The sequence below is a fragment of the Enterobacter sp. IF2SW-B1 genome, assembly GCF_001743375.1.
In the GTDB taxonomy this organism is placed as follows: Bacteria; Pseudomonadota; Gammaproteobacteria; order Enterobacterales; family Enterobacteriaceae; genus Enterobacter; species Enterobacter bugandensis.
In genome coordinates this window covers 126,715-150,851 of record NZ_MJAA01000008.1, presented here as the reverse complement: position 1 = coordinate 150,851, position 24,137 = coordinate 126,715, and the positions used below count along the sequence as shown (strand labels likewise).

Sequence of the window (24,137 nt, the reverse complement as noted above, 5' to 3'; positions counted from 1 at the left end):
CCATCACACATTAAAAATTGTTATCAATTTATAACAGCCATGTTACCCGTCTCAAAAGCAATGCCTGCCCCGTCTGCTATGCTTTTTTGTTAAGTCCATCATGATTTTCTCAGAAGTGTGAACTAACGCACTCATCTAACTCTTTTATTTCCAAGGAGTAATTATTTATGAACCAGCTAGACGGCATCAAACAATTCACCACCGTGGTTGCAGACAGCGGCGATATCGAGTCGATTCGCCACTATCAGCCAGAGGACGCGACCACCAACCCTTCGCTGCTTCTGAAAGCGGCGGGGCTTGCCCACTTTAGTCATCTGATTGACGACGCGATTACCTACGGTAAACAGCGCGGGAAAACGCAGGAGCAGCAGGTTGCTGAAGCCAGCGACAAGCTGGCGGTTAATTTTGGTGCGGAAATTCTGAAAAGCATTCCGGGGCGCGTGTCGACCGAAGTGGATGCCCGCCTCTCATTCGATCAGGAAAAGAGTATTAACAAAGCGCGCCGCCTGGTGGAGCTCTACCAGGAACAGGGGATCGATAAGTCACGCATTCTGATCAAGCTCGCGTCCACATGGGAAGGCATCCGCGCGGCAGAGGTTCTGGAAAAAGAGGGGATCCACTGCAACCTGACGCTGCTGTTCTCCTTTGCCCAGGCGCGCGCCTGTGCCGAAGCGGGCGTGTTCCTGATCTCGCCGTTTGTCGGGCGCATCTACGACTGGTATCAGGCGAAACAGCCGATGGACCCGTACGTGGTGGAAGAGGATCCGGGCGTGAAGTCGGTGCGTAATATCTACGACTATTACAAGCAACACCGCTACGAAACCATCGTGATGGGCGCCAGCTTCCGCCGCACCGAGCAGATCCTCGCGCTCGCAGGGTGTGACCGTCTGACCATCTCCCCTGACCTGCTGAAAAAGCTGCAGGAGAGCGACGAAACGGTGATCCGCAAGCTGGTGCCGACCTCTACCGTCCTGCCAAAACCGAAAGCCATGACCGAAGCGGAGTTCCGCTGGGAGCATAATCAGGACCCTATGGCCGTGGAAAAACTGGCGGACGGCATCCGCCAGTTCGCCGTCGACCAGCGAAAACTCGAAGATCTTCTCGCCGCCAAACTTTAACCTTGCCACGGAGTGAACTATGTCCCGTAAAGAGCTCGCTAACGCCATTCGCGCCCTCAGCATGGATGCCGTACAAAAAGCCAATTCCGGCCACCCTGGCGCCCCGATGGGGATGGCCGATATTGCCGAAGTGCTGTGGAACGACTTCCTGAAGCACAACCCCACTGACCCGACCTGGTACGACCGCGACCGTTTTATTCTCTCCAACGGCCACGCCTCGATGCTGCTCTACAGCCTGCTGCACCTTTCCGGCTACGACCTGCCGCTTGAGGAGTTAAAAAACTTCCGCCAGCTGCACTCCAAAACGCCGGGCCACCCGGAGATCGGCTATACGCCGGGCGTGGAAACGACCACCGGCCCGCTGGGCCAGGGGCTGGCGAATGCCGTCGGCCTGGCAATTGCCGAGCGTACGCTGGCCGCGCAGTTCAACCAGCCCGATCACGAGATTGTCGACCACTACACCTATGTCTTTATGGGCGACGGCTGCCTGATGGAGGGGATCTCCCACGAGGTCTGCTCGCTGGCGGGCACGCTGGGGCTCGGCAAGCTGATTGGCTTCTATGACCACAACGGCATCTCCATCGACGGAGAAACCGAGGGCTGGTTTACCGACGACACGGCAAAACGCTTTGAGGCCTATCACTGGCACGTGGTGCACGAGATTGACGGCCACGATCCGGAAGCGGTAAAAAAAGCGATTCAGGAAGCGCAGAGCGTGAAGGACAAACCGTCACTGATTATCTGCCGTACCACCATTGGCTTCGGCTCGCCGAACAAAGCGGGCAAAGAAGAGGCGCACGGCGCTGCGCTGGGCGAAGAGGAAGTGGCGTTAACCCGCCAGAAACTGGGCTGGAAATATCCGCCGTTTGAGATCCCGAAAGAGATCTACAGAGCATGGGATGCGCGCGAAGCGGGTGAAAAAGCGCAGCAGGCCTGGAACGAAAAATTTGCCGCCTACAAAAAAGCGCACCCGGAGCTGGCCGCCGAGTTTTCCCGCCGCATGAGCGGCGGCCTGCCGGAAGACTGGGACGATAAAACCCAGGCGCTGATAGAAAATCTGCAGTCCAACCCGGCAAAAATCGCTACCCGTAAAGCGTCGCAAAACACCCTGAACGCGATTGGCCCTCTCCTGCCTGAGCTGCTCGGCGGCTCAGCGGATCTGGCGCCAAGCAACCTGACCATCTGGTCAGGCTCTAAATCCCTGAAGGAAGACATTGCCGGGAACTACATCCACTACGGCGTGCGCGAGTTCGGGATGACCGCGATTGCTAACGGCATCGCCCATCACGGCGGCTTCGTGCCCTACACTGCCACCTTCCTGATGTTCGTCGAGTACGCCCGAAACGCGGCGCGTATGGCGGCGCTGATGAAGGCCCGGCAGATCATGGTCTACACCCATGACTCCATCGGGCTGGGTGAGGATGGTCCGACGCACCAGGCGGTAGAGCAGCTGGCAAGCCTGCGCCTGACGCCAAACTTCAGCACCTGGCGTCCGTGCGATCAGGTCGAAGCCGCGGTGGGCTGGAAGCTGGCCGTTGAGCGTCATAACGGACCTACGGCGCTGATCCTGTCGCGCCAGAACCTGGCGCAGATCGAGCGCACGCCGGAGCAGGTAAAAAACATTGCCCGCGGCGGGTACATCCTGAAAGACAGCGGCGGCAAGCCGGACGTGATCCTGATTGCCACCGGTTCCGAGGTGGAAATCACGGTGAAAGCGGCGGAGAAGCTGACCGCCGAAGGTCACGCGGTGCGCGTGGTATCTCTGCCTTCAACGGATATTTTTGACGCCCAGGACGAGGCGTATCGGGAATCGGTGCTGCCTTCCAGCGTTGCGGCGCGCGTGGCGGTGGAAGCGGGTATTGCCGACTACTGGTATAAGTACGTGGGGCTGAAAGGGGCTATTGTGGGCATGCGGGGTTACGGTGAATCCGCTCCTGCCGACAAGCTGTTCCCGTATTTCGGCTTTACCGTTGAGAATGTGGTGGAGAAAGCGCTGAGCGTGTTGTAGTGCGACAGCGCCATCCGGCAAAACTAGCGAGTGATCCACAGCGTGGGCCAGGCGTCTGGCCCATTCCAGCTATCGCAGCTTGGCTCTTCCGCGTAGCGTACCAGGCGAAAACGCTGGCCGTCAAAACGCCAGCGCGTCTGGATCCCGCAGTCTCCAATACCGCGTCCCAGCGCCAGCGTCGTCAGCTCGCGCGTTTTCTCATCAAAGCGGGCGTTCATCAGCTCCATATCGCTGCTCTGGCTGGAGGGGGTGAACGGCAGACGTAACCTGACGCTACGGGCGGCGAACGGTTTTTTACGTGAGACCTGCCACGCCAGATCGACCGTGTTATAGGCCCCCGCTTCACAGCTGACGATCAACAGCGCTTTGTCATCCGTTAATGCAGTGACGCGCACTTCACGACGGTTAGGATCCAGCGAGCACTGGCTGTTGTTCATCCGCCACGTCCCATAATCCAGCAGATCGTTCAGCTCGCTATGCGTCAGCGGCGTCGGCGTCGGGTTCACCACTGCCACCTTTTTTAATGCCGGTGCAGGAGGCACGCTCAGCGGCGGGCTATCTCCTTTTTTAATCCATGCCGTTTCGCTGCCAACGCGCTTCTGCTGGGCGTCGATAAACAGCAGCGCCGCCTTCAGACCGACCAGCGAGATCGTCTGCTTCCCCCCGCGCAGGGTCAGCGCCTGCCCTTCCTGAATGTTTTTCAGAAACGTGGTGATGGTACCCGCATCGTCAGTTTTGAGATGCCAGGGGGTTAACTGCCAGTGCTGCGAATTGAGCTTTAACGGAACGTTGTCGAGCAGCAGGCGCGGGGCAATGTCAGGCTCTTTAACCGGCGGGGCCGAAAGCCCGCCGAGATCGATGCGCAGGCTGGCGTCCGTTTTCGCGCCTGCGCTACGGCTCAGCGTCATGACCAGACCGCGATGCTCGCCGGTATTCCGGGCAACACAAAAATTCTGGTTATTGCAGGTAACCTGCCAGTCTGAAAAAGACTGCTGCGCGGGCGCAGCCCACACCAGAGGTGCGGGTAGCACGCAGAAAAAGAAGAGAAGCAAAACGCAGTAGCGCATGAATGGCACAGCCCCGGAAACGAAAAGGTCAATCTGGGGCGTATCTTCGTGCCCAGGGCGGGCGGGCTCAATCGGATTTATCGGATAGATTTATCTGAAATACACGTTATCACGACATCGGTTTAGGGTTCATTAAGCCGCTGGTTTGCAGATACTGTAACAGGATCACCGCTTTACCGTCGCGAATCTCGCCGCTTTTCACCATCTCAACGGCCTGGGTGAAAGGCATTTCCAGCACTTCAATGTCTTCATCCTCCACGCCGCCGCCGCGATGCGTGCGCTGGGCATCGGTGTATTCCGCAATGAAGAAATGGACCAGCTCGGTCACCCCGCCAGGGGACATGAAAAGCTCAAAGACTTTTTGCACCTCGCCCACTTCAAAACCGGTCTCCTCAACGGCCTCCTTGCGGATGCAGACTTCCGGCTCATCGTCATCAAGCAGGCCGGCGCAGGTTTCAATCAGGCGCCCGTCCGCATTGCCGTTGACCCAGGTCGCGACCCGAAACTGGCGAATCAGCACCACGCTTTGCTTTTCACGGTTATACAGCAGAATGGTTGCGCCATTGCCCCGGTCGTAGACTTCGCGTTTGTGGCGAATCACGTCACCGTTCTTACGGGTTAAATCGTAAGTGATGTTACGCAGGACAAAGTAATTTTCAGAAAGGATTTTGTCTTTGATAACGGTAATGTTCAGGGACATACGGGCTCCACGGCTAAATGAGTCTGTTTATACTACTCCGTGAAGCCCGCTTTGTCGTCCGTCGGCTCAGGCGGCGCGTTACTTCTCGCCAGATTTCAGGTTAATGCCCAAAGCGGCTTTTGGATCAATAACCTTATCTTTAGTATGAATAAGCTATTTGCTCGCTACCGCGTTATCAGGCAATGTACAACTGCCCATGACCTGTGGCTGAGCCATTTTATGCAGAGATCCGTCCCGTGACCGTTAAACGCCCCGTTTCCGGAAGCCTTGCCTGGGCTTTCTTTTCGATCATTGCCCTGTCCGTGCTGACCAGCACCGTCGCGCTGCTGACGCTTGCCAGCAGCCAGCGTGACGCCGAAGCTATCAACATTGCGGGATCGCTGCGCATGCAGAGCTACCGCCTCGGCTACGAGATGCAGCGCAACAGCCCCTCCCTTATGGCGCATCGTGAGAACTGGCAGCGAACGTTAAGCGCGCCTTCCCTGGAGAAGCTGAACCGCTGGTACGTCCCGGACAACGTCAAGGCGCGCTATCAGCAGCTGCATGTGGCCTGGCTGGACATGGACAAGCACATCGCCCGCGGCGACAGCGCATGGTATGACGCTCACATTGAGGATTTTGTCGGCCGCATTGATGCCTTTGTGCTCGCCCTCCAGCACTACACCGAAAATAAAATCCAGACGGTGACCCTCCTCTCTCTGGCTGGCGCGCTCGGGATCCTGCTGCTGACGCTGTTTACCCTGCGGCGCATCCGTCGCCAGGTGGTGTTGCCGCTGAACAACCTGGTGGCCGCCAGCGAACGCATTGAGCGAGGGGAATTTACCACCCCGGCGCCGGACACCGCGCTCCCCAACGAGCTGGGCCAGCTCTCCCGCGCCTTCAACCATATGTCGGGCGAGCTACATACTCTCTATCGGTCGCTCGAAGCCTCCGTCGCGGAAAAGACGCGGCATTTGCATGAAGCCCACCAGCAGCTCGACATGCTGTTCAAATGCTCCCAGGCGCTGAATACCGGGCAGATAGACAGCCTGTGCTTCCGGCATATTTTGCAGATTGTGCATGAATACACGCAGATGAATTACCTGGAGCTACGCACCAGCGACGACTGGCGGCTGTGTGAAGGAACAGAGGTGAGCGGCATTTCACTGCAAACCCTGCCGGTGCTGATGCAGGATACCCTCTACGGCGAGCTGCGCTGGCAAAGCGAGACGGGCAGCGTTCCTCTTCCGCTGATGAGAAGCGTGGCGACCATGCTCGGACGTGGGCTGTACTTTAACCAGGCGCAGAAGCATTACCAGCAACTGCTGCTGATGGAGGAGCGCGCCACCATCGCCCGCGAGCTGCATGATTCGCTGGCGCAGGTACTCTCCTATCTGCGGATCCAGCTCACGCTGCTTAAACACGCCGTGCCGGCGGAAAATGCCTCCGCGCAGACGATCATCACCGACTTCTCCCGCGAGCTGAACAACGCCTGGCAGCAACTGCGCGAGCTGCTGACCACCTTCCGCCTGACGCTAAACCATGCGAATTTACCCGCGGCGCTGCAGGAGTCCCTCGATGCCCTGCAGAGCCAGACGCAGGCGAAGCTGCACCTCGACTGCCGCCTCTCCACCCTGGCGCTTGACGCGCAGAAGCAGGTGCATTTGCTGCAGATCGTGCGGGAGGCCGTCCTGAATGCGATTAAGCACGCGCAGGCCAGCGAGATCACCGTCAGCTGCGTGACCGCCGTGGACGGCACGCACAGCGTCAGCATTCGCGACAACGGCATCGGGATTGGCGAGGCCAGCGAGCCGCCGGGACACTACGGGCTGAACATTATGCGAGAACGCGCGCAACGGCTCGGCGGAATGCTGCACTTCTCGCAGCCGCAAAACGGCGGCACGCAGGTCAGCGTGACGTTCCCCGCACCCGCGCCGTTAACAGGTAAATAACGGTAAAGGGGGAAGCGCCGGGAAAAGCGCATGATAATTTACATTATCTCCTTTATTTCTCCACGTTTGGCCTGGGCCTTACCGCTAAAGTGATGCGGGCAATAAACAATAATGACGTGCAGCAAAACGAGGTCACACTTTCATGGCGAATTTTTTCATCGATCGCCCCATTTTTGCCTGGGTGCTTGCCATCCTGTTGTGTCTGACAGGTGTCCTGGCGATTACTTCTCTTCCCGTTGAGCAATATCCCGATCTGGCACCGCCTAACGTGCGTGTCACAGCAAACTACCCCGGCGCGTCCGCACAAACGCTGGAAAATACCGTGACGCAGGTTATCGAGCAGAACATGACGGGTCTGGATAATCTGATGTACATGTCCTCCCAAAGCAGCGCCACGGGACAGGCCACGGTTACCCTGAGCTTTGAGGCGGGCACCGACCCGGACGAAGCGGTACAGCAGGTACAAAACCAGCTGCAGTCGGCCATGCGTAAATTGCCCCAGGCCGTGCAGAACCAGGGCGTCACCGTGCGTAAAACCGGTGATACCAACATTCTGACCATCGCGTTTGTCTCCACCGATGGCTCAATGGATAAACAGGACATTGCGGACTACGTCGCCAGTAATATTCAGGACCCGCTCAGCCGTATTAACGGCGTGGGGGATATCGACGCCTACGGCTCACAGTACTCGATGCGTATCTGGCTCGATCCCAACAAGCTGAACAGCTATCAGATGACGGCGACCGACGTGACGGACGCCATCAAAGCCCAGAACGCCCAAATTGCCGTGGGGCAACTGGGAGGCACGCCTTCCGTCGATAAACAGGCCCTGAACGCCACCATTAATTCGCAATCTCTGCTTCAGACCCCGGACCAGTTCCGCAACATCACCTTGCGCGTGAATCAGGATGGCTCAGAAGTGCGTCTGGGCGACGTTGCTAAGGTGGAAATGGGTGCGGAGAAATACGATTACCTGAGCCGCTTTAACGGCAACCCGGCCTCTGGACTGGGTATTAAGCTGGCCTCCGGCGCAAACGAAATGGCGACGGCGAAGCTGGTATTGGACCGTCTGGATGAGCTGTCGCAGTATTTCCCGCACGGGCTGGAGTACAAAGTCGCCTATGAAACCACCTCCTTCGTTAAAGCCTCGATTGAGGACGTAGTCAAAACCCTGCTGGAAGCGATCGCCCTGGTGTTCCTGGTCATGTACCTGTTCCTGCAAAACTTCCGCGCCACGCTGATCCCCACCATTGCCGTCCCGGTGGTGCTGCTGGGCACCTTTGCGGTGCTTTACGCGTTCGGCTACAGCATCAACACCCTGACGATGTTTGCTATGGTGTTGGCGATTGGCCTGCTGGTGGACGATGCTATCGTGGTGGTCGAAAACGTCGAGCGCATCATGAGCGAAGAGGGGCTTTCCCCGCGTCAGGCGACGCGTAAATCGATGGGACAAATTCAGGGGGCGTTGGTCGGTATCGCGATGGTGCTGTCGGCGGTCTTTATCCCGATGGCCTTCTTTGGCGGTACAACCGGGGCGATTTACCGTCAGTTCTCAATCACCATCGTCTCGGCGATGGTGCTCTCCGTACTGGTGGCGCTGATCCTCACCCCTGCGCTCTGCGCCACCCTCCTTAAGCCGCTGCACAAAGGGGAACATCACGGCCAGAAAGGGTTCTTCGGATGGTTTAACCGCATGTTCAACCGCAACGCCGAGCGGTATGAATCTGCCATCGGTAAAGTGCTACACCGCAGCCTGCGCTGGATGATGATTTACGTTGTGCTGCTGGGCGGCATGGTGTGGCTGTTCCTGCATCTTCCCACCTCGTTCCTGCCGCAGGAAGACCGGGGGATGTTCATCACCTCGGTGCAGCTCCCGAGCGGATCCACCCAGCAGCAGACGCTGAAGGTGGTTCAGAACGTTGAGCAGTACTTCTTCACCAAAGAGAAAAATAACGTTGTTTCGGTCTTCTCTACCGTCGGCTCCGGCCCGGGCGGGAACGGGCAGAACGTCGCCCGCATGTTTGTCCGCCTGAAAGACTGGGACGAACGCGACGCCAGAACGGGAACCTCGTTCGCCATCATCGAACGCGCGACCAAAGCGTTTGCCCGCATTAAAGAGGCGCGCGTCTTTGCCAGCAGCCCGCCCGCGATCAGCGGCCTGGGCAGTTCCGCCGGTTTTGATATGGAGCTACAGGATCACGCCGGCGCGGGCCACTCGGCCCTGATGGCCGCGCGCGATAAGCTGCTAGAACTAGCAGGGAAAGATCCCGGCCTGACCCGCGTTCGTCACAACGGTCTTGACGACAGCCCGCAGCTTCAGGTGGATATCGACCAGCGTAAAGCTCAGGCGCTGGGCGTGTCGATCGACGATATCAACGACACCCTGCAAACCGCATGGGGCTCAAGCTACGTAAATGACTTTATGGATCGCGGCCGCGTGAAAAAAGTGTATGTCCAGGCAGCCGCGCCGTTCCGCATGTTGCCGGATGATATTAACCGCTGGTTTGTACGCAATAATTCTGGCGGGATGGTCCCCTTCTCCGCCTTTGCCACGTCGCGCTGGGAGAGCGGTTCGCCGCGCCTGGAGCGCTATAACGGCTATTCGGCAGTTGAAATCGTCGGGGAAGCCGCTCCGGGCGTCAGCACCGGTACCGCCATGGACACGATGGAAAAACTGGTGCAGCAGTTGCCCGCCGGTTTTGGTCTGGAATGGACGGCCATGTCTTACCAGGAGCGCCTCTCCGGGGCGCAGGCCCCTGCCCTCTATGCGCTTTCTTTGCTGGTGGTCTTCCTCTGCCTTGCCGCGCTGTATGAGAGCTGGTCGGTTCCGTTCTCGGTCATGCTGGTGGTGCCGCTTGGGGTTATCGGTGCGCTGCTGGCGACCTGGCTGCGCGGCCTGGAGAACGATGTTTACTTCCAGGTGGGGCTACTTACGGTGATCGGCTTGTCGGCGAAAAACGCCATTCTGATCGTTGAGTTTGCCAACGAGATGAATGCCAAAGGCCACGAGCTGATGGCCGCCACGCTGCACGCCTGCCGCCAGCGCCTACGTCCGATCCTGATGACCTCACTGGCGTTTATTTTTGGCGTACTGCCGATGGCAACCAGCACGGGTGCAGGCTCAAGCAGCCAGCATGCGGTGGGTACCGGCGTCATGGGTGGGATGATTTCGGCCACCATCCTGGCGATTTATTTTGTGCCGCTGTTCTTTGTGCTGGTGCGTCGTCGCTTCCCGCTCCGGGAGCGACAGGAATAACCCGCAGTAATAAAAAAGGCGGCTTAATCGGCCGCCTTTTTATTGTGTGATTAATTCACACTATGATTATTTTACTTATTTTAGTGCTCTTGCAATTCTTACTGAATGTCATTTACGAAGCATGCCTTCGATAAAATCTTTCCAGTTCCCCAGTTCACGTTCAATCATAACAACCTCTCTTATTATTATGCGCATTCTACGAAAACGTATCATCATTGTGAAGACTGTTTAACCAATCGCTGTGATTGTACCCCGCCACCGTTGGGGATTTATGATAAATATGAACGGAGGAGTTTAAATTTTGTGTGACGGCCAGCAATATTTTGAAATAACCCTACGAACGGGTGAGTTTTATTTTACGCGCTGAGTTTATTCAGAATTTAAACACGGTGGACATCTATGCTTAAATGGTGAAAGTATATTCAGCGTACAAGTGTGAGTTGAATTAAGAAGAAGTGTAAATCCAGAGCATTCCTGAGTGTGTTATATTCCACCTAAAGATATATCTTCGAATTTACTGAACGTTTAATCGCCATAAGAGCAAAAGGATTCAACATGGTTGTGATGTACGGCATTAAAAATTGCGACACCATCAAAAAAGCACGCCGCTGGCTGGAAACTAATAACGTCGAGTACCGCTTCCACGATTATCGTGCCGACGGGCTTGATGCAGAATTTCTGCATACCGCCATTAACGAACTGGGATGGGAAGCGCTGCTGAACACCCGCGGCACCACCTGGCGTAAGCTGGACGAATCCGTGCGCGCCAGCATCGTTGACGCTGACAGCGCGGCAAAGTTGATGCTCGACATGCCGGCAATTATCAAACGCCCATTGCTCTGCAAGCCAGGTCAGCCTATGCTGCTGGGTTTCAGTGAAACCCTTTATTCTGACTTTTTCGTAGAGGTGTAGTGTATGTCATGCCCGGTCATTGAGCTGACTCAACAGCTTATTCGCCGTCCCTCCCTTAGCCCGGACGACGCAGGTTGTCAGGCATTAATGATTGAGCGCCTGCGCGCCATCGGTTTTACCGTTGAGCGCATGGATTTTGGCGACACCCAGAACTTCTGGGCGTGGCGTGGCCAGGGCGAAACGCTGGCCTTTGCCGGGCACACTGACGTCGTTCCCGCGGGTGACGCTGATCGCTGGATTAATCCGCCGTTTGAGCCGACCATCCGCGATGGCATGCTCTTCGGCCGCGGCGCGGCAGACATGAAAGGCTCGCTGGCGGCGATGGTTGTGGCGGCAGAGCGCTTTGTGGCTCAGCATCCGAACCACAAAAACCGTCTCGCGTTCTTGATCACCTCCGATGAAGAAGCCAGCGCCCATAACGGTACCGTGAAGGTCGTTGAGGCGCTGATGGCGCGCAATGAACGTCTTGACTACTGTCTGGTCGGCGAGCCGTCCAGTACCGAAGTGGTGGGTGATGTCGTCAAAAATGGTCGCCGCGGCTCGCTGACCTGTAACCTGACCATACATGGGGTTCAGGGGCATGTGGCCTACCCGCATCTGGCCGATAACCCGGTCCACCGCGCCGCGCCAATGCTGAACGAACTGGTAGGCATCGAGTGGGATAAAGGCAACGAGTTCTTCCCGCCGACCAGCATGCAGATCGCCAACGTCAAGGCCGGAACCGGCAGTAACAACGTCATCCCGGGAGATTTCTTCGTCCAGTTCAACTTCCGCTTCAGTACCGAACTGACCGACGAGACGATCAAAGCGCGCGTTGTCGCTCTGCTGGAAAAATACAACCTGCGCTACACCGTTGACTGGTGGCTTTCCGGCCAGCCGTTCCTGACGCAGCGCGGCAAGCTGGTGGATGCGGTGGTGAACGCCATTGAGCACTATAATGAAATTAAGCCGCAGCTGCTGACGACGGGCGGCACCTCAGACGGACGCTTTATCGCCCGCATGGGTGCACAAGTTGTCGAACTGGGTCCGGTTAACGCGACGATTCACAAAATCAACGAGTGTGTGAACGCAGCCGATTTACAACTGCTGGCCCGCATGTATCAACGTATTATGGAGCAACTCGTCGCCTGACGAGCGCTCAGAGAGGAATAGCGAATGGATTGGCTTGCAAAGTACTGGTGGATTCTGGTGCTGGTGTTTCTGGTGGGTGTATTGCTTAACGTGATTAAAGACCTTAAGCGCGTTGACCACAAAAAGTTTCTCGCGAATAAGCCGGATCTCCCGCCGCACCGTGATTTTAACGACAAGTGGGACGATGACGACGACTGGCCGAAGAAGGACCAGAAGAAGTAATCGGTCTGTATCCCCTCTCCTGTGGAGAGGGGATAACCTCACATAAACTCAACAATATCATCATCATTCGGCTTACCGCCGCTGAGCGCTTCATCAAAGTAGTGCTTCGGCACGGTATAGCGCAGATGGTCGAGCGCAAACTGCATGCTGCGGTCGTCGATCGCGTGGCCCAGATCGTCAACAATATCCAGCGTCACATCCCCGCCCTCACGCACCAGCGCTTCCTGGGCAGCTACCGCATGCGAAAGCTCAATCACCCGATCTTCACCACCGTGAATCAGATGGATGGTGGTCTGCGTGGTCGCGCTTGTCGGTAGCGTTGCATAACGCCCGTTAAAGGCGATGACGCGTGAAGCCAGGCCGGGCTGCGCTTTTACGCTTTCCAGCGACATGATTGACCCCTGCGAGAAGCCAATCAGCGCCGTTGCGTCAGCGCCTACGCCGCTCTGCTGCTGCCAGTAGCGCACGATGTCGATAAACGTGGGCATGATCGCATCAATGCGCGCCTGACGGTTCTCCTCCGTCACGCCCTGAACCGGGAACCACTGCCGTCCGTCTGGACCGCACGGCTCCACGCCGCCGATGCTGACGATCAGTGCTTCCGGAAAAACGGGCGCAAACCAGCGGCCAATCTGTCCCATATTGACGGCATTATCACCCACGCCATGAAACAGGAGCAGTAACTGTTTAGCCGGTTTGTCAGGGCTTTGAACAACAAAATGGTCGTGTTTCATGGCGGTCTCCTTAATTGATGAGCAGGATTTTACGCCTCTGCGGGGTAATGACCATGCCACTTTACTGAAGAAGTCATTGAAAAAATTGCCATTGCAAAATGTCGGCTTTCAGCTGCTGGCAGCGGGAATAATCAAGGCTCTCAAGCGCTTGCGCGGTTTCACTCCGCAGTTTAGCCAGCAGCGCTTTTCGCCCCATCTCCTCCGTCTTACCCTCTATTTTCCCGCGCAGCGCCGGAAGCGGCATGTCTGTAGCTAACACCAGCCGCGTCAGGGCAGCAACCGAGGTTGAAAATGCCCGGTGCGCAAAGGCAAACCCCGCCAGCTCCAGCCAGTCGTCACTATTAAGGGTAGCTTCCCAGGCATCGGTCACCGGGATCTTTTCGCCGTTCCAGGCCGAAAGAACGCGCATATCGCGACACAGGCGCTGGTGCTCCTGCGCGCACAGGCGGTGCCCGGCCTCGCTATGCGGCAGTAAGGCCATCGCCGTGTAGCACCCGCTGCTGGCTTCCCGATGGCTGCCCATTCGCACCAGCACAAAGCCGCACTGCCGCCAGAAACGCCACAGCTCGTCGGTATAGCCAAAGCTTACCGAGAGATAATCTTCACCGCTGACGCTGCGAATAAGCCGCTGGCCGATGCCTTCCCGTTGACGGTGGGGATGCACCGCAATGCGGCTAATCCGCCGCCCCTTCAGCGTCGCCGCGAGAGGCGATCCGCCGTGCGCCGCCAGTGACTGCGCCACAAGGTTCCCGCGAGGACGACGAAAGCCCGCCCACACCGCGCGGCTCAGTTCGGGGGGCAATCCCCCCTCTTCCACCAGCCAGAGCGCGCCCGCCATATCCGCCCCCGCGTGTGCAACCGCAAAGTGCTGGCCGGGGGCGTCCATCATCCGGCGTAAATCGAGCGGGGACGTCCGGTAGTGCGCGGCACACAGCAGTTCATACACGCTTGCCACGCGCGCCGGGTCGCTCTCCCACATCCGCGGCTCCAGCAACCGTATACGCACGTCACCTTCCGGTTTGCGGTCAATAAGCGCGTCGTCAAACAGCAGCGTATTCGCCACTATCCGCTCAAGCGGACACCCGGCCGCCCAGCGAATGGGGGTGGTTAAGGTATAGCGCCGCAGCCCGCTGAACCGGGCGCAGAACTTAAGCAGAAACCCCCTGCCAGTGCCTTCATAACCCTGGACCGTGGTGGTCAGCAACACGCGGGGAAAGCGCGACACCAGCTTGTCCAGCAGCGGGCCGGGGATGGCTGCGGCTTCATCAACAATCAGCCAGTCGGCTTCTGTCGTGGAGGCCAGCAGCGCATCCGGGGCCATAAAGTGAAAACGCTCGCCAGCGAAGCTCGCAATGACATCCGTTGCCCCTTTGGCCGGTGCAGTGACCACCGCACTCCCCTGAATGCTGTTGAGCAGCATCCCCGCCAGGGCTGACTTTCCGCGCCCCCGCGGTGCCGTCACGGCAGCGACGCCTGCAGGCATGGTCAGAAGCGCGTCGAGGATCTCCGCCTGCTCGCGCTGCGGCTCGCCGCTGGCTGGCTGCCAGGCGGGCGAATCCGGCGCAGCGGGAAGAGAGAGAGGACGATGCTGTTGCCAGACGATCGCATCCGCATCGGCGGCAAGCGTCCGGCAAAAATGGTGAACGAAGCGCGGGGTGGCGATCGGTTCCGCGCTGTCGCTCCAGCGCACGGAATCGCCGTCGGGCTTGTCGGCCCAGTCAGCGAGAGGCGGCACCAGCAGCACCAGCAGGCTTCCGGCGCGCAGCGTCCCGCTGAGTGCGGCAAAGGCTGAAACATCAAACCCGACACGCGCATCAAAAACGGCGTGCAGGTATTCGCGTCCCAGCAGCCCGCTAACGGCTTTTGAGGGATTCTCCTCCAGCCACAGCCAGTCTCCCGGCAAGGCATCACGCAGGCCAGCCGCCTGGCTCAACGTCCATTGTTCATCGCCAGTGAGCACCACCAGACGGCGGTGCCCGGTACGCTCAAGCTCGCGCGTCAGATGTTCAAACGACACCATCACATGGCTTTGCCGAAGGTATTACACTGGGCCGGATCGCCGCTGTCAAAGCCGCGCTTGAACCAGCTGTAGCGCTGCTGCGACGTACCGTGAGTGAAACTGTCCGGCACGACATGACCCTGGCTCTGCTGCTGCAAACGGTCATCGCCGATGGCCTCAGCCGCGTTTAATGCCTCTTCAAGATCCCCGGATTCCAGCACGCCCTGCTGCTGCATGCTATGGCCCCAGACGCCCGCGAAGCAGTCCGCCTGCAGTTCCATTTTGACGGAAAGGCGGTTCACTTCGGCCTGAGACGCGTTCTGCTGCAGCTGGCGCACTTTGGGCTCAATCCCCAGCAGCTTTTGCACGTGATGGCCGACTTCATGCGCGATAACGTAGCCCTGGGCAAAATCACCGTCAGCGCCAAGCTTGCGTTTCATGTCATCGTAAAAAGAGAGATCGATATAGACGGTGCCGTCTGCCGGGCAATAGAACGGCCCCATAACAGATTGCCCGGTACCGCATCCGGTGCGGGTTGCGCCCCGGTACATCACCAGCTTCGGCTGCTGGTAGGTGCGCCCCATCTTCTCGAACTGCTGACTCCAGGTGTCTTCAGTTGTGGCGAGAATAACGGAGGTAAATTTGGCCGCTTCATCTTCATTCGGGCTGATGGAGTGCTGAGACTGTTGCTGCTGCAGCGGTTGACCGGTCATCAGACCGGTGAGGTCGACGCCGTAATACCCTGCGACCAGCACCACAATCAGCAGGATGATACCGCCCTTGCCGCTGGGTAAGCGGAAGCCGGGCCCGCCCATTGAAGGACCGCCGCCACCATCACTGCGTCTGTCTTCTACATTGTCACTTTCACGACGCCCTTGCCAGCGCATAACCACCTCGAACTATTCCATTAATAATAGCTATGATCGTAGGCGGTTAACGGCAAGATTACCATAGGAAACAAAGGTAAGACGCCAAAGGATGCGAACATCCTTTGGCAACTGAGGGACTTAGTCGAGCTTAACGCCTAAACGGTGAGCTACCGCCTCGTACGCTTCAATCAGGCCACCCAGGCTCTGACGGAAACGGTCTTTGTCCATTTTATCCAGGGTTTCTTTATCCCACAGGCGGCTGCCGTCCGGGGAGAACTCGTCGCCCAGCACCACTTCACCTTTGAACAGACCAAACTCCAGCTTGAAGTCGACGAGGATCAGGCCCGCGTCATCAAACAGCTTTTTCAGCACGTCGTTGGCTTTGTAGGTCAGTTCCTGCATGCGCGCCAGGTTCTCTTTGCTCACCCAGCCGAAGGTTTCGCAGTAGGATTCGTTGACCATTGGGTCGTGCATGGCATCGTTTTTCAGGAACAGGTCGAACAGCGGTGGATTCAGCTCGATACCTTCTTCAATGCCCAGACGCTTCACCAGGGAGCCTGCCGCACGGTTACGAATCACGCACTCAACCGGAACCATATCCAGTTTTTTCACCAGACATTCCGTATCGGACAGCAACGCTTCCATCTGGGTCGGGATACCCGCTTCGGCCAGTTTAGTCATAATGAAGTGGTTGAACTTGTTGTTCACCATGCCTTTACGATCGAACTGCTCAATGCGGGCGCCATCCCCTGCTGACGTATCATTGCGGAACTCGAGCACCAACAGATCCGGGTTATCCGTGCTGTATACGGTCTTCGCTTTGCCACGATACAACTCAGCTTGCTTCTGCATCTTCATTACTCCTGGTGTGATAATTTGCGTTCAAAACGGGGTATATTATGCCACGCACACGTTTGCGTAGCACGAAAATAAAAAGGGCGGGATTAACCCGCCCTCGTATTTATTTGCTGAATGCTGCCTGGAAGACAGCGACCAGCGCATCGTTCTGCGCCTGGGTCAGCGTGTGACCTTTTGGATCGATAAACTGCAGGCTGCTGCGGTTATCGAGGTCACCTACCTGAATCTTGTAATCACCGGAGGCAAGCTGAGGATCTTTGGCGCCCAGTTCCTGCCACGCGCTGTCGGACAGCGGCTTATAGGTCGCCGTCATGCTGCCGGTTGAACGGGTGCTGTCGGTCACTTTCATGCCCACTTTTTCCAGCGTCGCTGGCAGGCGCTGCCAGGTCTGGTTAAACGGTGCACGCACCACCAGCATTGGCAGGCCGGTGTCATCCGCGCCGCTCTGAACGTCGTAAGTGACGCCGTTACGGTTCTGCGCGGCGTTCGCGGCATCGGTAGCGGTCTTATCCAGACCTGCGGCGATCACGTTCAGCATTTCAGTGCTGTAACGCTGCATAGAGGCGGCATCCGCAACCGGTTTACCCGCCTGCTCCAGGTTCAACAGCTTAACGTTAACTGCCTGCTGGTAACCCTGTGGTTTCACGGAGACCTGATAGCGTCCACGGTACTGCTGATCTTCATCAAGACGGTTCCACTCGATCCAGTCGGTGGTTAACGTCTGGCTGGCATCATCGCGCTTATCAATGGTGTAATTCTTCGCCTGAATAACGCTGACGACCTGTGGCCACAGATTGCTTCCGCGCGCGCTTTCAACCAGCAGAGACGCCGTATCACCGGTGAACTGGGTACGCGCCCCGCTTACCAGCGCCAGAGGCTGTGCTGGCGGACGAATATCAAGCGCTTTACCAACCAGGCCGCTGCCGTTGGTCACGGGAATATTATAATCGCCGTTTTGAATCGGCAGGATCATACCAGCCGGTGCATGAAGTTCAGCAAGCGGGGTCGCATCCAGATAGGATTCATCACCGCTCACCTGGCGCTTGTAGCGCGAGTCTGAACTACAGGCAGCGAGCAGCATAACAAGCGAAACACTCGCAACCTTCGCCAGGCGCGACTTCTGTACTGAATAAGCCATCAAATCTCCCTAAACTTTACAGCAAACCGGCATGCTTCAGCGCTGCCCTGACGATGTCGCGACCGTGGTCGGTAATCGGTGTCATTGGCAAACGCAGCGTATCGGATGCTACAAGCCCCAACTCCTTACACGCCCATTTCACTGGGATCGGATTGGGTTCGACAAATAATTTATTGTGCAACGGCATCAGACGCTGATTAATGACACGCGCTTCATTATAGTGACCGGCTGCGGCCAGTTTGCACATTTCAGCCATATCGCGCGCCGCAACGTTCGCCGTTACGGAGATCACGCCATGACCACCAAGCTGCATAAAGTCCAGCGAGGTCGCATCATCACCACTCAACAGGATAAAGTCGTCTGAAACCAGCTCTTTGATCTGATGAACGCGGCTTAAGTTCCCTGTCGCCTCTTTAATACCGATAATATTTTTTACTTCCGAGAGACGACCAACGGTTTCCGGCAGCATATCGCAGCCGGTACGGGACGGCACATTATACAGAATTTGTGGCAAGTCAGTATGTTCAGCGATGGCTTTGAAGTGCTGGAACAAACCTTCCTGAGTAGGACGGTTGTAGTAAGGGGTTACCGTCAGACAGCCCACGATGCCGCTGTCGTTAAAACGTTTGGTCAGGCTGATCGCTTCTGCGGTCGCATTAGCACCTGTCCCCGCAATGACCGGAATACGTCCGTCAGCCAGTTCCAGGGTCAGCATAACCACATCGCCGTGCTCTTCGTGGCTCAGCGTTGCAGATTCACCGGTAGTCCCTACCGAAACGATCGCCGAGGTTCCATTGGCGACATGGTAATCAATCAGCTTTTTCATGCTGGACCGGCAGACATTACCTTTTTCATCCATCGGTGTAACAAGCGCGACAATACTTCCCGTGAACATGAGCCATCCTCTGTGCGAACAAGAGCCTCAATGGTACGTTTGGAACTGTAATAAAAGCAAGCGACCTGAGGCCCTCTGGCGGTTGTATGCACGTTTTTTTTATGCTTTCCTTAGGAAGACTTAACCATGCAAAGGAAGAACAGGTTTGACAACCTCATCACAACATTACCTGGTTATCACCGCGCTGGGTGCCGACAGGCCGGGTATCGTGAACACCATCACCCGTCACGTGAGCAGCTGCGGCTGTAACATCGAAGACAGCCGCCTGGCGATGCTCGGCGAAGAGTTCACGTTTATCATGCTGCTGTCCGGAACATGGAATGCCATTACCCTTATCGAATCCACTTTGCCGCTGAAAGGCGCGGAGCTGGATTTGCTGATCGTCATGAAGCGCACCACCGCGCGCCCGCGTCCGGCCATGCCCGCGACCGTCTGGGTGCAGGTTGAAGTCCCTGATTCTCCGCATCTGATTGAGCGCTTTACCGCGCTGTTCGACAGCCATCAGATGAACATTGCCGAACTCGTCTCCCGCACGCAGCCGGGCGACGAAAGCACCGTTCCCACGCTCTTTATTCAAATTACCGCACACAGCCCTGCCTCGCAGGATGCGTCAAATATCGAGCAAGCGTTCAAAGCCCTCTGTACAGAATTAAACGCGCAGGGCAGTATAAGCGTCGTCAATTATTCGCAGCACGAACAGGATGGAGTTGAGTAATGAATCCACTGAAAGCCGGTGACATCGCACCGAAATTTAGCTTACCGGATCAAGACGGTGAGCAAGTAAATTTGACCGACTTCCAGGGACAGCGTGTTCTGGTCTATTTCTACCCGAAAGCCATGACCCCCGGCTGCACCGTACAGGCCTGCGGCTTACGCGACAACATGGACGAGTTGAAGAAAGTCGGCGTGGAAGTGCTGGGAATCAGCACGGATAAACCAGAAAAGCTGTCACGATTTGCGGAAAAAGAGCTGCTGAACTTCACGCTGCTATCCGACGAAGATCACCAGGTCTGCGAGCAGTTCGGCGTCTGGGGTGAAAAGACCTTTATGGGTAAAACCTACGACGGCATTCACCGCATCAGCTTCCTGATTGACGCTGACGGTAAAGTTGAACATGTGTTTGACGACTTCAAAACCAGCAACCACCACGACGTGGTGTTGAACTGGCTGAAACAAAGCGCCTGATAAGCAGCAAAACGGCAACCCAGGTTGCCGTTTTTAGTGTTTTCCCCCTCTCCCACAGGGAGAGGGTCGGGGTGAGGGCATCAGGCCGCACAAAAACTACTTCTCCTCCACCGCAGGCACATCCGGCCACGCGTGCACCACCGCTTTAATCAGCGTCGCCAGCGGAATGGCAAAGAACACGCCCCAGAACCCCCACAGCCCGCCGAAAATCACCACCGACAGGATAATCACCAGCGGATGCAGGTTCACGGCCTCGGAGAACAGCACCGGCACCAGCAGGTTACCGTCCAGCCCCTGAATAATCAGGTATACCGCAAAGCAGCTCCAGAACTCGGTACCCAGACCATACTGGAACAGCGCAACGCCCACCACCGGAATGGTTACCACAAACGCGCCGATATACGGGATCAGAACCGAAAATCCGACCAGCACCGCCAGCAGCAGCGAGTAGTTCAGGCCGAAGATCAGGAAGCCAATCCAGGTGGCGACTCCCACGACTATCATCTCCAGCACCTTGCCGCGAATGTAGTTGGTGATCTGCTGGTTCATCTCCTGCCAGACCTGCCCTGCCAGCCCGCGATTGCGCGGCAGCACGCGGCGTACCGCGTTCAGCATTTGCTCTTTGTCCTTGACCAGGAAGAACACCATTAGCGGCACGAGCACAAGATAGACGGCCAGCGTCAGCAGACCCACCAGCGAGGCCAGAGAGTATTTCACCACCGAATCGCCCATCGTCATGATGCGGGCGCGCATGTTTTCGGCCATCGCATCTATGATCCCCGCATCCATCAGCGCGGGGTAACGACGCGGCAGCGTGGCGGCGAAATCAGACAGCTTGTTCAACATGCCGGGCATATCGCGGATCAGGTAGATCCCCTGCTGCCAGGCAACCGGCATCACCACAAATGCCATCAGCAGCAGAATGCCGACAAACAGCACCAGCACGATACTCGTTGCCCAGCGGCGCGAACAGCCGATATGTTCCAGGCGCGCCGTTGGCCACTCCAGCAGGTACGCGAGCACAATCGCCACCAGCAGAGGGGCGAGCAGGCCGCTGAAGAAGAACAGAATACCGAACCCGGCAACCAGAATAACCAGCAAAGCAATGGCTTCCGGGTCACTGAACCGACGCCGATACCACTGCATTAACATTTCGAGCATACAACCCTTCCCTGAATCGATTGGCGGGAGTGAGACGGTGAATTGTATCTAACTGTCACAAAAAAGACTTTCGCTTTTTGTATCCCTGTCACAATCCGCAAAAGCCTGATGAATGGGATTTTCTTCATGCGGTAACACGGCTACACTCGCAGGGCAGCAGAGATGAACGATATGCCGGTTCATCGGTCAAATTAGCACCTCCAACATACAGGACAGTGGTTATGTTCAGGCAGTTGAGAAAAACACTGGTTGCAACACTGATTGCCGCAGTGACGGTCGGTCAGGTGTTGCCCGCTTTCGCTGACTCGTCCGATTCATTGCCGGACATGGGCACCACGGCAGGAAGCACGCTCTCTATCGGGCAAGAGATGCAGATGGGTGATTACTATGTGCGCCAGCTGCGCGGCAGCGCCCCGCTGATCAACGACCCTTTGCTGGTGCAGTACATTAACGGGCTGGGGATGCGCCTGGTGGCGCACGCCGATTCGGTAAAAACGCCCTTCCACTTCTATTTGATTAATAACGACGAAATCAACGCCTTCGCCTTCTTCGGCGGAAACGTGGTGCTGCATTCGGCGTTATTCCGTTACTCAGACAACGAAAGCCAGCTGGCTTCGGTAATGGCGCACGAAATTTCGCACGTTACCCAGCGCCACCTCGCGCGTGCAATGGAAGACCAGAAACGTAACGCCCCGCTCACCTGGGTGGGCGCACTGGGCTCTATTCTGCTGGCGATGGCCAGCCCGCAGGCCGGGATGGCGGCCCTGACCGGTACGCTTGCGGGAACGCGTCAGGGGATGATCAGCTTCACCCAGCAAAACGAGCAGGAAGCTGACCGCATCGGCATTCAGGTTTTACAGCGCTCCGGCTTTGACCCGCAGGCCATGCCGAGCTTCCTGGAAAAACTGCTCGACCAGGCACGGTATTCTTCCCGTCCGCCGGAAATTTTGCTCACCCACCCGCTGCCGGAAAGCCGTCTCTCGGACGCACGCAACCGTGCCAACCAGATGCGCCCGGTGGTCGTGCAGTCTTCGCAGGACTTCTACATGGCGAAAGTAAGAACGCTCGGCATGTACAACTCCGGACGTAACCAGCTCACCAGCGATCTGCTGGATACCCTGGCGAAAGGCAACGTGCGGGAAAAAAATGCCGCGCAGTATGGTCAGGCGCTACAGGCGATGGAAGCCAGTAAATACGACGAGGCGCGTAAAGCGCTGCAGCCGCTGCTGGCAGCCGACCCGAACAATCCGTGGTATCTCGATCTCTCGACGGATATCGATCTGGGGCAGAAAAAAGCCACTGATGCGATTAACCGCCTGAAAGGGGCGAAAGACATTCGGACCAACCCGGTGCTGCAGCTTAACCTGGCGAACGCTTACTTGCAGGGCGGTCAGCCTGCGCAGGCCGTAACCATTCTGAACCGCTACACGTTTAACAATAAAGACGACCAGAACGGCTGGGAACTGCTCGCTCAGGCGCAGGGGCAACTGGGTAACCGCGATCAGGAACTGGCGGCGCGTGCTGAAGGGCTGGCGCTGGCGGGCCGTCTCGATCAGGCTATTTCCCTGCTCAGCAGCGCCAGCTCGCAGGTGAAGCTCGGCAGCCTGCAGCAGGCCCGCTACGACGCGCGTATCGACCAGCTGCGCGGCCTGCAACAACGCTTTAAGCCGTACGAGAAGATGTAATAAAGGAGAAGTCATGACAGACGCGGTAAAAATTTACCATAACCCTCGCTGCTCCAAGAGCCGCGACACCCTCAGCCTACTGAAATCTAACGGCATCGACCCGGAAGTGGTGCTGTATCTGGAGACGCCGCCGGACGCGCAGACGATCCGCGAGCTGCTGCACATGCTGGGGATGGGCAGCACGCGCGAACTGATGCGTCAGAAAGAGGATCTGTATAAATCGCTTAATCTGGATGACAGCCGCCTCACCGAGGCTGAGCTGGTACAGGCGATGGTCGACAATCCAAAGCTGATTGAGCGCCCGATTGTGGTGGCGAACGGCAAGGCGCGCATTGGCCGTCCGCCGGAAGATGTGCTCGAAATTCTCTAGTCCCTACGCCGCAGCGCTTCCAGAAACGCCTGCGGCGTACTCTCTCCCAGCTTTTTCTGCGTTTTGCCCCGGTTATAAAACTCGCACAGCGCGATCAATACCTCTCCCGCCGGTTCATCATTCACGCGAGGAATAACATCGCCTAATGGCACCGCTACCTGAAGCGCGTTGTGTTTTTGGGGATGCGTTTTGACAGCCACATCTTTTGCAGCCTCCGTCAGCTCAAAACCAAAAGTCTCAATAGATTGTATATTAGCCGGACAGTCATCAAGCAGCGCCCGCGTCCAGGTATTGAGCAACTGGGGCGACAGTCCCGCATAGAGCCGGGCATAACACCAACCGCTCACCGGTTCGCGCGCCCAGAGCAGGTGTTGTTCACCCCCATCGTCCATGTGCAGGGATAGAGGCAGATGATGGAGCATCAGCGTATGCGGCCGCATGCCAGCCTTCAGCGCTTTTATTCCCTGCAATGGCCCCCCTTTTAGCTTCGCGGAGGCCGGTTTGAGATAGCGATTCAGCGTTGCCCTTGAAACGCGGATCCCCAGCACGTCGTTAACCATCTGCAGCAGTTCATCTAACGGCGCACCTGAGATGTCGCGCAGCGCATTCACCAGCGCAATCTGTTCCTGTCTCAACGCTTTGTGTATCACTTTTGGCGTGGTGTGGTTATCCGAAACCTGGTCGCGGTTGCGCCAGCGCCTGACGGTCGTGACCGAGATCCCCAGCTCAACAGCAAGCTCTCTGTCGCTTTTATCTGACTGTTGCAGATAGCGGCGGATGCGCGGCGTGGTGGTCGCATTGGCGTGAAGTTTAATTTCCATCGCAACAATTCCGTTAACTAATCATATGAGATTTATATAACACAGGCGATTGCTTTGTGACCGGTTTCACCTTTCGC

General features: G+C 57.1%; 22 protein-coding genes. 11 read left to right on the top strand and 11 right to left on the bottom strand.

Annotation, left to right across the window (positions count from 1 at the left end):
• Positions 1-167 precede the first annotated feature (167 nt).
• Positions 168-1,118 carry a transaldolase gene (gene tal, locus A6013_RS16610; protein ID WP_047368066.1) on the top strand — a complete coding sequence of 317 codons (951 nt, stop codon included), beginning with the start codon at positions 168-170 and terminating at the stop codon, positions 1,116-1,118.
• A gap of 19 nt (positions 1,119-1,137) precedes the next feature.
• The gene (tkt, locus tag A6013_RS16605) at positions 1,138-3,126 is read left to right on the top strand and encodes a transketolase (protein ID WP_028014010.1); all 1,989 of its coding nucleotides are present in this window, start codon (positions 1,138-1,140) and stop codon (positions 3,124-3,126) included.
• Between the two features lie 23 nt (positions 3,127-3,149).
• Here tkt and A6013_RS16600 read toward each other — a convergent pair whose 3' ends face one another.
• Together A6013_RS16600 and nudK are read right to left on the bottom strand one after the other, a co-directional pair.
• Complete coding sequence (locus tag A6013_RS16600) at positions 3,150-4,193, bottom strand: DUF1176 domain-containing protein (RefSeq protein WP_047364145.1); 1,044 nt, start codon at positions 4,191-4,193, stop codon at positions 3,150-3,152.
• Between the two features lie 109 nt (positions 4,194-4,302).
• Positions 4,303-4,893: a GDP-mannose pyrophosphatase NudK gene (gene nudK, locus A6013_RS16595; protein WP_041908784.1), complete on the bottom strand. Its 591-nt coding sequence runs from the start codon at positions 4,891-4,893 to the stop codon at positions 4,303-4,305.
• A gap of 236 nt (positions 4,894-5,129) precedes the next feature.
• On the opposite strand from nudK, the gene narQ reads away from it, so the two are divergent.
• Together narQ and acrD are read left to right on the top strand one after the other, a co-directional pair.
• On the top strand, positions 5,130-6,824 hold the full coding sequence (gene narQ, locus A6013_RS16590; RefSeq protein WP_028014013.1) for a nitrate/nitrite two-component system sensor histidine kinase NarQ: 1,695 nt from the start codon (positions 5,130-5,132) through the stop codon (positions 6,822-6,824).
• Between the two features lie 142 nt (positions 6,825-6,966).
• The gene (gene acrD / locus A6013_RS16585; RefSeq protein WP_069733449.1) at positions 6,967-10,080 is read left to right on the top strand and encodes a multidrug efflux RND transporter permease AcrD; all 3,114 of its coding nucleotides are present in this window, start codon (positions 6,967-6,969) and stop codon (positions 10,078-10,080) included.
• Between the two features lie 108 nt (positions 10,081-10,188).
• On the opposite strand, the gene ypfM is transcribed toward acrD, so the two are convergent.
• A complete protein-coding gene (ypfM, locus tag A6013_RS26890) occupies positions 10,189-10,248 on the bottom strand; it encodes a protein YpfM (RefSeq protein ID WP_015572204.1) in 60 nt (19 codons plus the stop codon).
• Positions 10,249-10,635: 387 nt separating this feature from the next.
• On the opposite strand from ypfM, the gene A6013_RS16580 reads away from it, so the two are divergent.
• From A6013_RS16580 to A6013_RS16570, 3 genes are read left to right on the top strand one after another with little or no spacing between them, the layout of a single operon-like run.
• The gene (locus A6013_RS16580; RefSeq protein ID WP_045261161.1) at positions 10,636-10,992 is read left to right on the top strand and encodes an ArsC family reductase; all 357 of its coding nucleotides are present in this window, start codon (positions 10,636-10,638) and stop codon (positions 10,990-10,992) included.
• 3 nt (positions 10,993-10,995) lie between these two features.
• Positions 10,996-12,123 carry a succinyl-diaminopimelate desuccinylase gene (gene dapE / locus A6013_RS16575; protein ID WP_028014016.1) on the top strand — a complete coding sequence of 376 codons (1,128 nt, stop codon included), beginning with the start codon at positions 10,996-10,998 and terminating at the stop codon, positions 12,121-12,123.
• 24 nt (positions 12,124-12,147) lie between these two features.
• Positions 12,148-12,345 (top strand): YpfN family protein, encoded by a 198-nt coding sequence (locus tag A6013_RS16570; protein ID WP_013098222.1) that lies wholly within the window; start codon positions 12,148-12,150, stop codon positions 12,343-12,345.
• 38 nt (positions 12,346-12,383) lie between these two features.
• On the opposite strand, the gene ypfH is transcribed toward A6013_RS16570, so the two are convergent.
• From ypfH to dapA, 6 genes are all read right to left on the bottom strand, one after another.
• Positions 12,384-13,079 carry an esterase gene (ypfH, locus tag A6013_RS16565; RefSeq protein WP_028014017.1) on the bottom strand — a complete coding sequence of 232 codons (696 nt, stop codon included), beginning with the start codon at positions 13,077-13,079 and terminating at the stop codon, positions 12,384-12,386.
• A 73-nt stretch (positions 13,080-13,152) separates the two neighbouring features.
• A complete protein-coding gene (locus A6013_RS16560; RefSeq protein ID WP_069733448.1) occupies positions 13,153-15,099 on the bottom strand; it encodes a tRNA(Met) cytidine acetyltransferase TmcA in 1,947 nt (648 codons plus the stop codon).
• Positions 15,099-15,965 carry a neutral zinc metallopeptidase gene (locus A6013_RS16555; RefSeq protein WP_028014019.1) on the bottom strand — a complete coding sequence of 289 codons (867 nt, stop codon included), beginning with the start codon at positions 15,963-15,965 and terminating at the stop codon, positions 15,099-15,101. The genes A6013_RS16560 and A6013_RS16555 overlap by 1 nt, the downstream gene beginning before the upstream one ends.
• Positions 15,966-16,085: 120 nt before the next feature.
• Positions 16,086-16,799 carry a phosphoribosylaminoimidazolesuccinocarboxamide synthase gene (purC, locus tag A6013_RS16550; RefSeq protein WP_048959912.1) on the bottom strand — a complete coding sequence of 238 codons (714 nt, stop codon included), beginning with the start codon at positions 16,797-16,799 and terminating at the stop codon, positions 16,086-16,088.
• A gap of 109 nt (positions 16,800-16,908) precedes the next feature.
• Positions 16,909-17,943, bottom strand: coding sequence for an outer membrane protein assembly factor BamC (gene bamC, locus A6013_RS16545; RefSeq protein WP_028014020.1), 1,035 nt, complete (start codon positions 17,941-17,943; stop codon positions 16,909-16,911).
• 16 nt (positions 17,944-17,959) lie between these two features.
• Complete coding sequence (gene dapA / locus A6013_RS16540; RefSeq protein ID WP_028014021.1) at positions 17,960-18,838, bottom strand: 4-hydroxy-tetrahydrodipicolinate synthase; 879 nt, start codon at positions 18,836-18,838, stop codon at positions 17,960-17,962.
• Positions 18,839-18,983: 145 nt separating this feature from the next.
• Here dapA and A6013_RS16535 point away from each other — a divergent pair, with 145 nt between their 5' ends.
• Positions 18,984-19,553 carry a glycine cleavage system transcriptional repressor gene (locus tag A6013_RS16535; protein ID WP_028014022.1) on the top strand — a complete coding sequence of 190 codons (570 nt, stop codon included), beginning with the start codon at positions 18,984-18,986 and terminating at the stop codon, positions 19,551-19,553.
• Positions 19,553-20,023 carry a thioredoxin-dependent thiol peroxidase gene (gene bcp / locus A6013_RS16530; protein WP_014171119.1) on the top strand — a complete coding sequence of 157 codons (471 nt, stop codon included), beginning with the start codon at positions 19,553-19,555 and terminating at the stop codon, positions 20,021-20,023. The genes A6013_RS16535 and bcp overlap by 1 nt, the downstream gene beginning before the upstream one ends.
• Positions 20,024-20,119: 96 nt before the next feature.
• On the opposite strand, the gene A6013_RS16525 is transcribed toward bcp, so the two are convergent.
• Positions 20,120-21,184 (bottom strand): AI-2E family transporter, encoded by a 1,065-nt coding sequence (locus A6013_RS16525; RefSeq protein ID WP_069733447.1) that lies wholly within the window; start codon positions 21,182-21,184, stop codon positions 20,120-20,122.
• A 221-nt stretch (positions 21,185-21,405) separates the two neighbouring features.
• On the opposite strand from A6013_RS16525, the gene bepA reads away from it, so the two are divergent.
• The gene (gene bepA / locus A6013_RS16520; protein ID WP_041908772.1) at positions 21,406-22,869 is read left to right on the top strand and encodes a beta-barrel assembly-enhancing protease; all 1,464 of its coding nucleotides are present in this window, start codon (positions 21,406-21,408) and stop codon (positions 22,867-22,869) included.
• A gap of 13 nt (positions 22,870-22,882) precedes the next feature.
• The gene (gene arsC / locus A6013_RS16515) at positions 22,883-23,239 is read left to right on the top strand and encodes an arsenate reductase (glutaredoxin) (RefSeq protein WP_069733446.1); all 357 of its coding nucleotides are present in this window, start codon (positions 22,883-22,885) and stop codon (positions 23,237-23,239) included.
• On the opposite strand, the gene A6013_RS16510 is transcribed toward arsC, so the two are convergent.
• The gene (locus tag A6013_RS16510) at positions 23,236-24,060 is read right to left on the bottom strand and encodes a hypothetical protein (protein ID WP_069733445.1); all 825 of its coding nucleotides are present in this window, start codon (positions 24,058-24,060) and stop codon (positions 23,236-23,238) included. The genes arsC and A6013_RS16510 overlap by 4 nt on opposite strands.
• Positions 24,061-24,137: the final 77 nt, after the last annotated feature.

Bases quoted from the DNA above. Each gene is read 5' to 3' on its own strand.
- dapE (WP_028014016.1), top strand. From the start codon at position 10,996: ATGTCATGCCCGGTCATTGAGCTGACTCAACAGCTTATTCGCCGTCCC.
- nudK (WP_041908784.1), bottom strand. From the start codon at position 4,893: ATGTCCCTGAACATTACCGTTATCAAAGACAAAATCCTTTCTGAAAAT.
- A6013_RS16510 (WP_069733445.1), bottom strand. From the start codon at position 24,060: ATGGAAATTAAACTTCACGCCAATGCGACCACCACGCCGCGCATCCGC.
- acrD (WP_069733449.1), top strand. From the start codon at position 6,967: ATGGCGAATTTTTTCATCGATCGCCCCATTTTTGCCTGGGTGCTTGCC.
- dapA (WP_028014021.1), bottom strand. From the start codon at position 18,838: ATGTTCACGGGAAGTATTGTCGCGCTTGTTACACCGATGGATGAAAAA.
- bepA (WP_041908772.1), top strand. From the start codon at position 21,406: ATGTTCAGGCAGTTGAGAAAAACACTGGTTGCAACACTGATTGCCGCA.
- purC (WP_048959912.1), bottom strand. From the start codon at position 16,799: ATGCAGAAGCAAGCTGAGTTGTATCGTGGCAAAGCGAAGACCGTATAC.
- A6013_RS16580 (WP_045261161.1), top strand. From the start codon at position 10,636: ATGGTTGTGATGTACGGCATTAAAAATTGCGACACCATCAAAAAAGCA.
- A6013_RS16555 (WP_028014019.1), bottom strand. From the start codon at position 15,965: ATGCGCTGGCAAGGGCGTCGTGAAAGTGACAATGTAGAAGACAGACGC.
- tal (WP_047368066.1), top strand. From the start codon at position 168: ATGAACCAGCTAGACGGCATCAAACAATTCACCACCGTGGTTGCAGAC.
- bcp (WP_014171119.1), top strand. From the start codon at position 19,553: ATGAATCCACTGAAAGCCGGTGACATCGCACCGAAATTTAGCTTACCG.
- A6013_RS16570 (WP_013098222.1), top strand. From the start codon at position 12,148: ATGGATTGGCTTGCAAAGTACTGGTGGATTCTGGTGCTGGTGTTTCTG.
- tkt (WP_028014010.1), top strand. From the start codon at position 1,138: ATGTCCCGTAAAGAGCTCGCTAACGCCATTCGCGCCCTCAGCATGGAT.
- A6013_RS16560 (WP_069733448.1), bottom strand. From the start codon at position 15,099: ATGGTGTCGTTTGAACATCTGACGCGCGAGCTTGAGCGTACCGGGCAC.
- A6013_RS16525 (WP_069733447.1), bottom strand. From the start codon at position 21,184: ATGCTCGAAATGTTAATGCAGTGGTATCGGCGTCGGTTCAGTGACCCG.
- A6013_RS16600 (WP_047364145.1), bottom strand. From the start codon at position 4,193: ATGCGCTACTGCGTTTTGCTTCTCTTCTTTTTCTGCGTGCTACCCGCA.
- bamC (WP_028014020.1), bottom strand. From the start codon at position 17,943: ATGGCTTATTCAGTACAGAAGTCGCGCCTGGCGAAGGTTGCGAGTGTT.
- ypfH (WP_028014017.1), bottom strand. From the start codon at position 13,079: ATGAAACACGACCATTTTGTTGTTCAAAGCCCTGACAAACCGGCTAAA.
- arsC (WP_069733446.1), top strand. From the start codon at position 22,883: ATGACAGACGCGGTAAAAATTTACCATAACCCTCGCTGCTCCAAGAGC.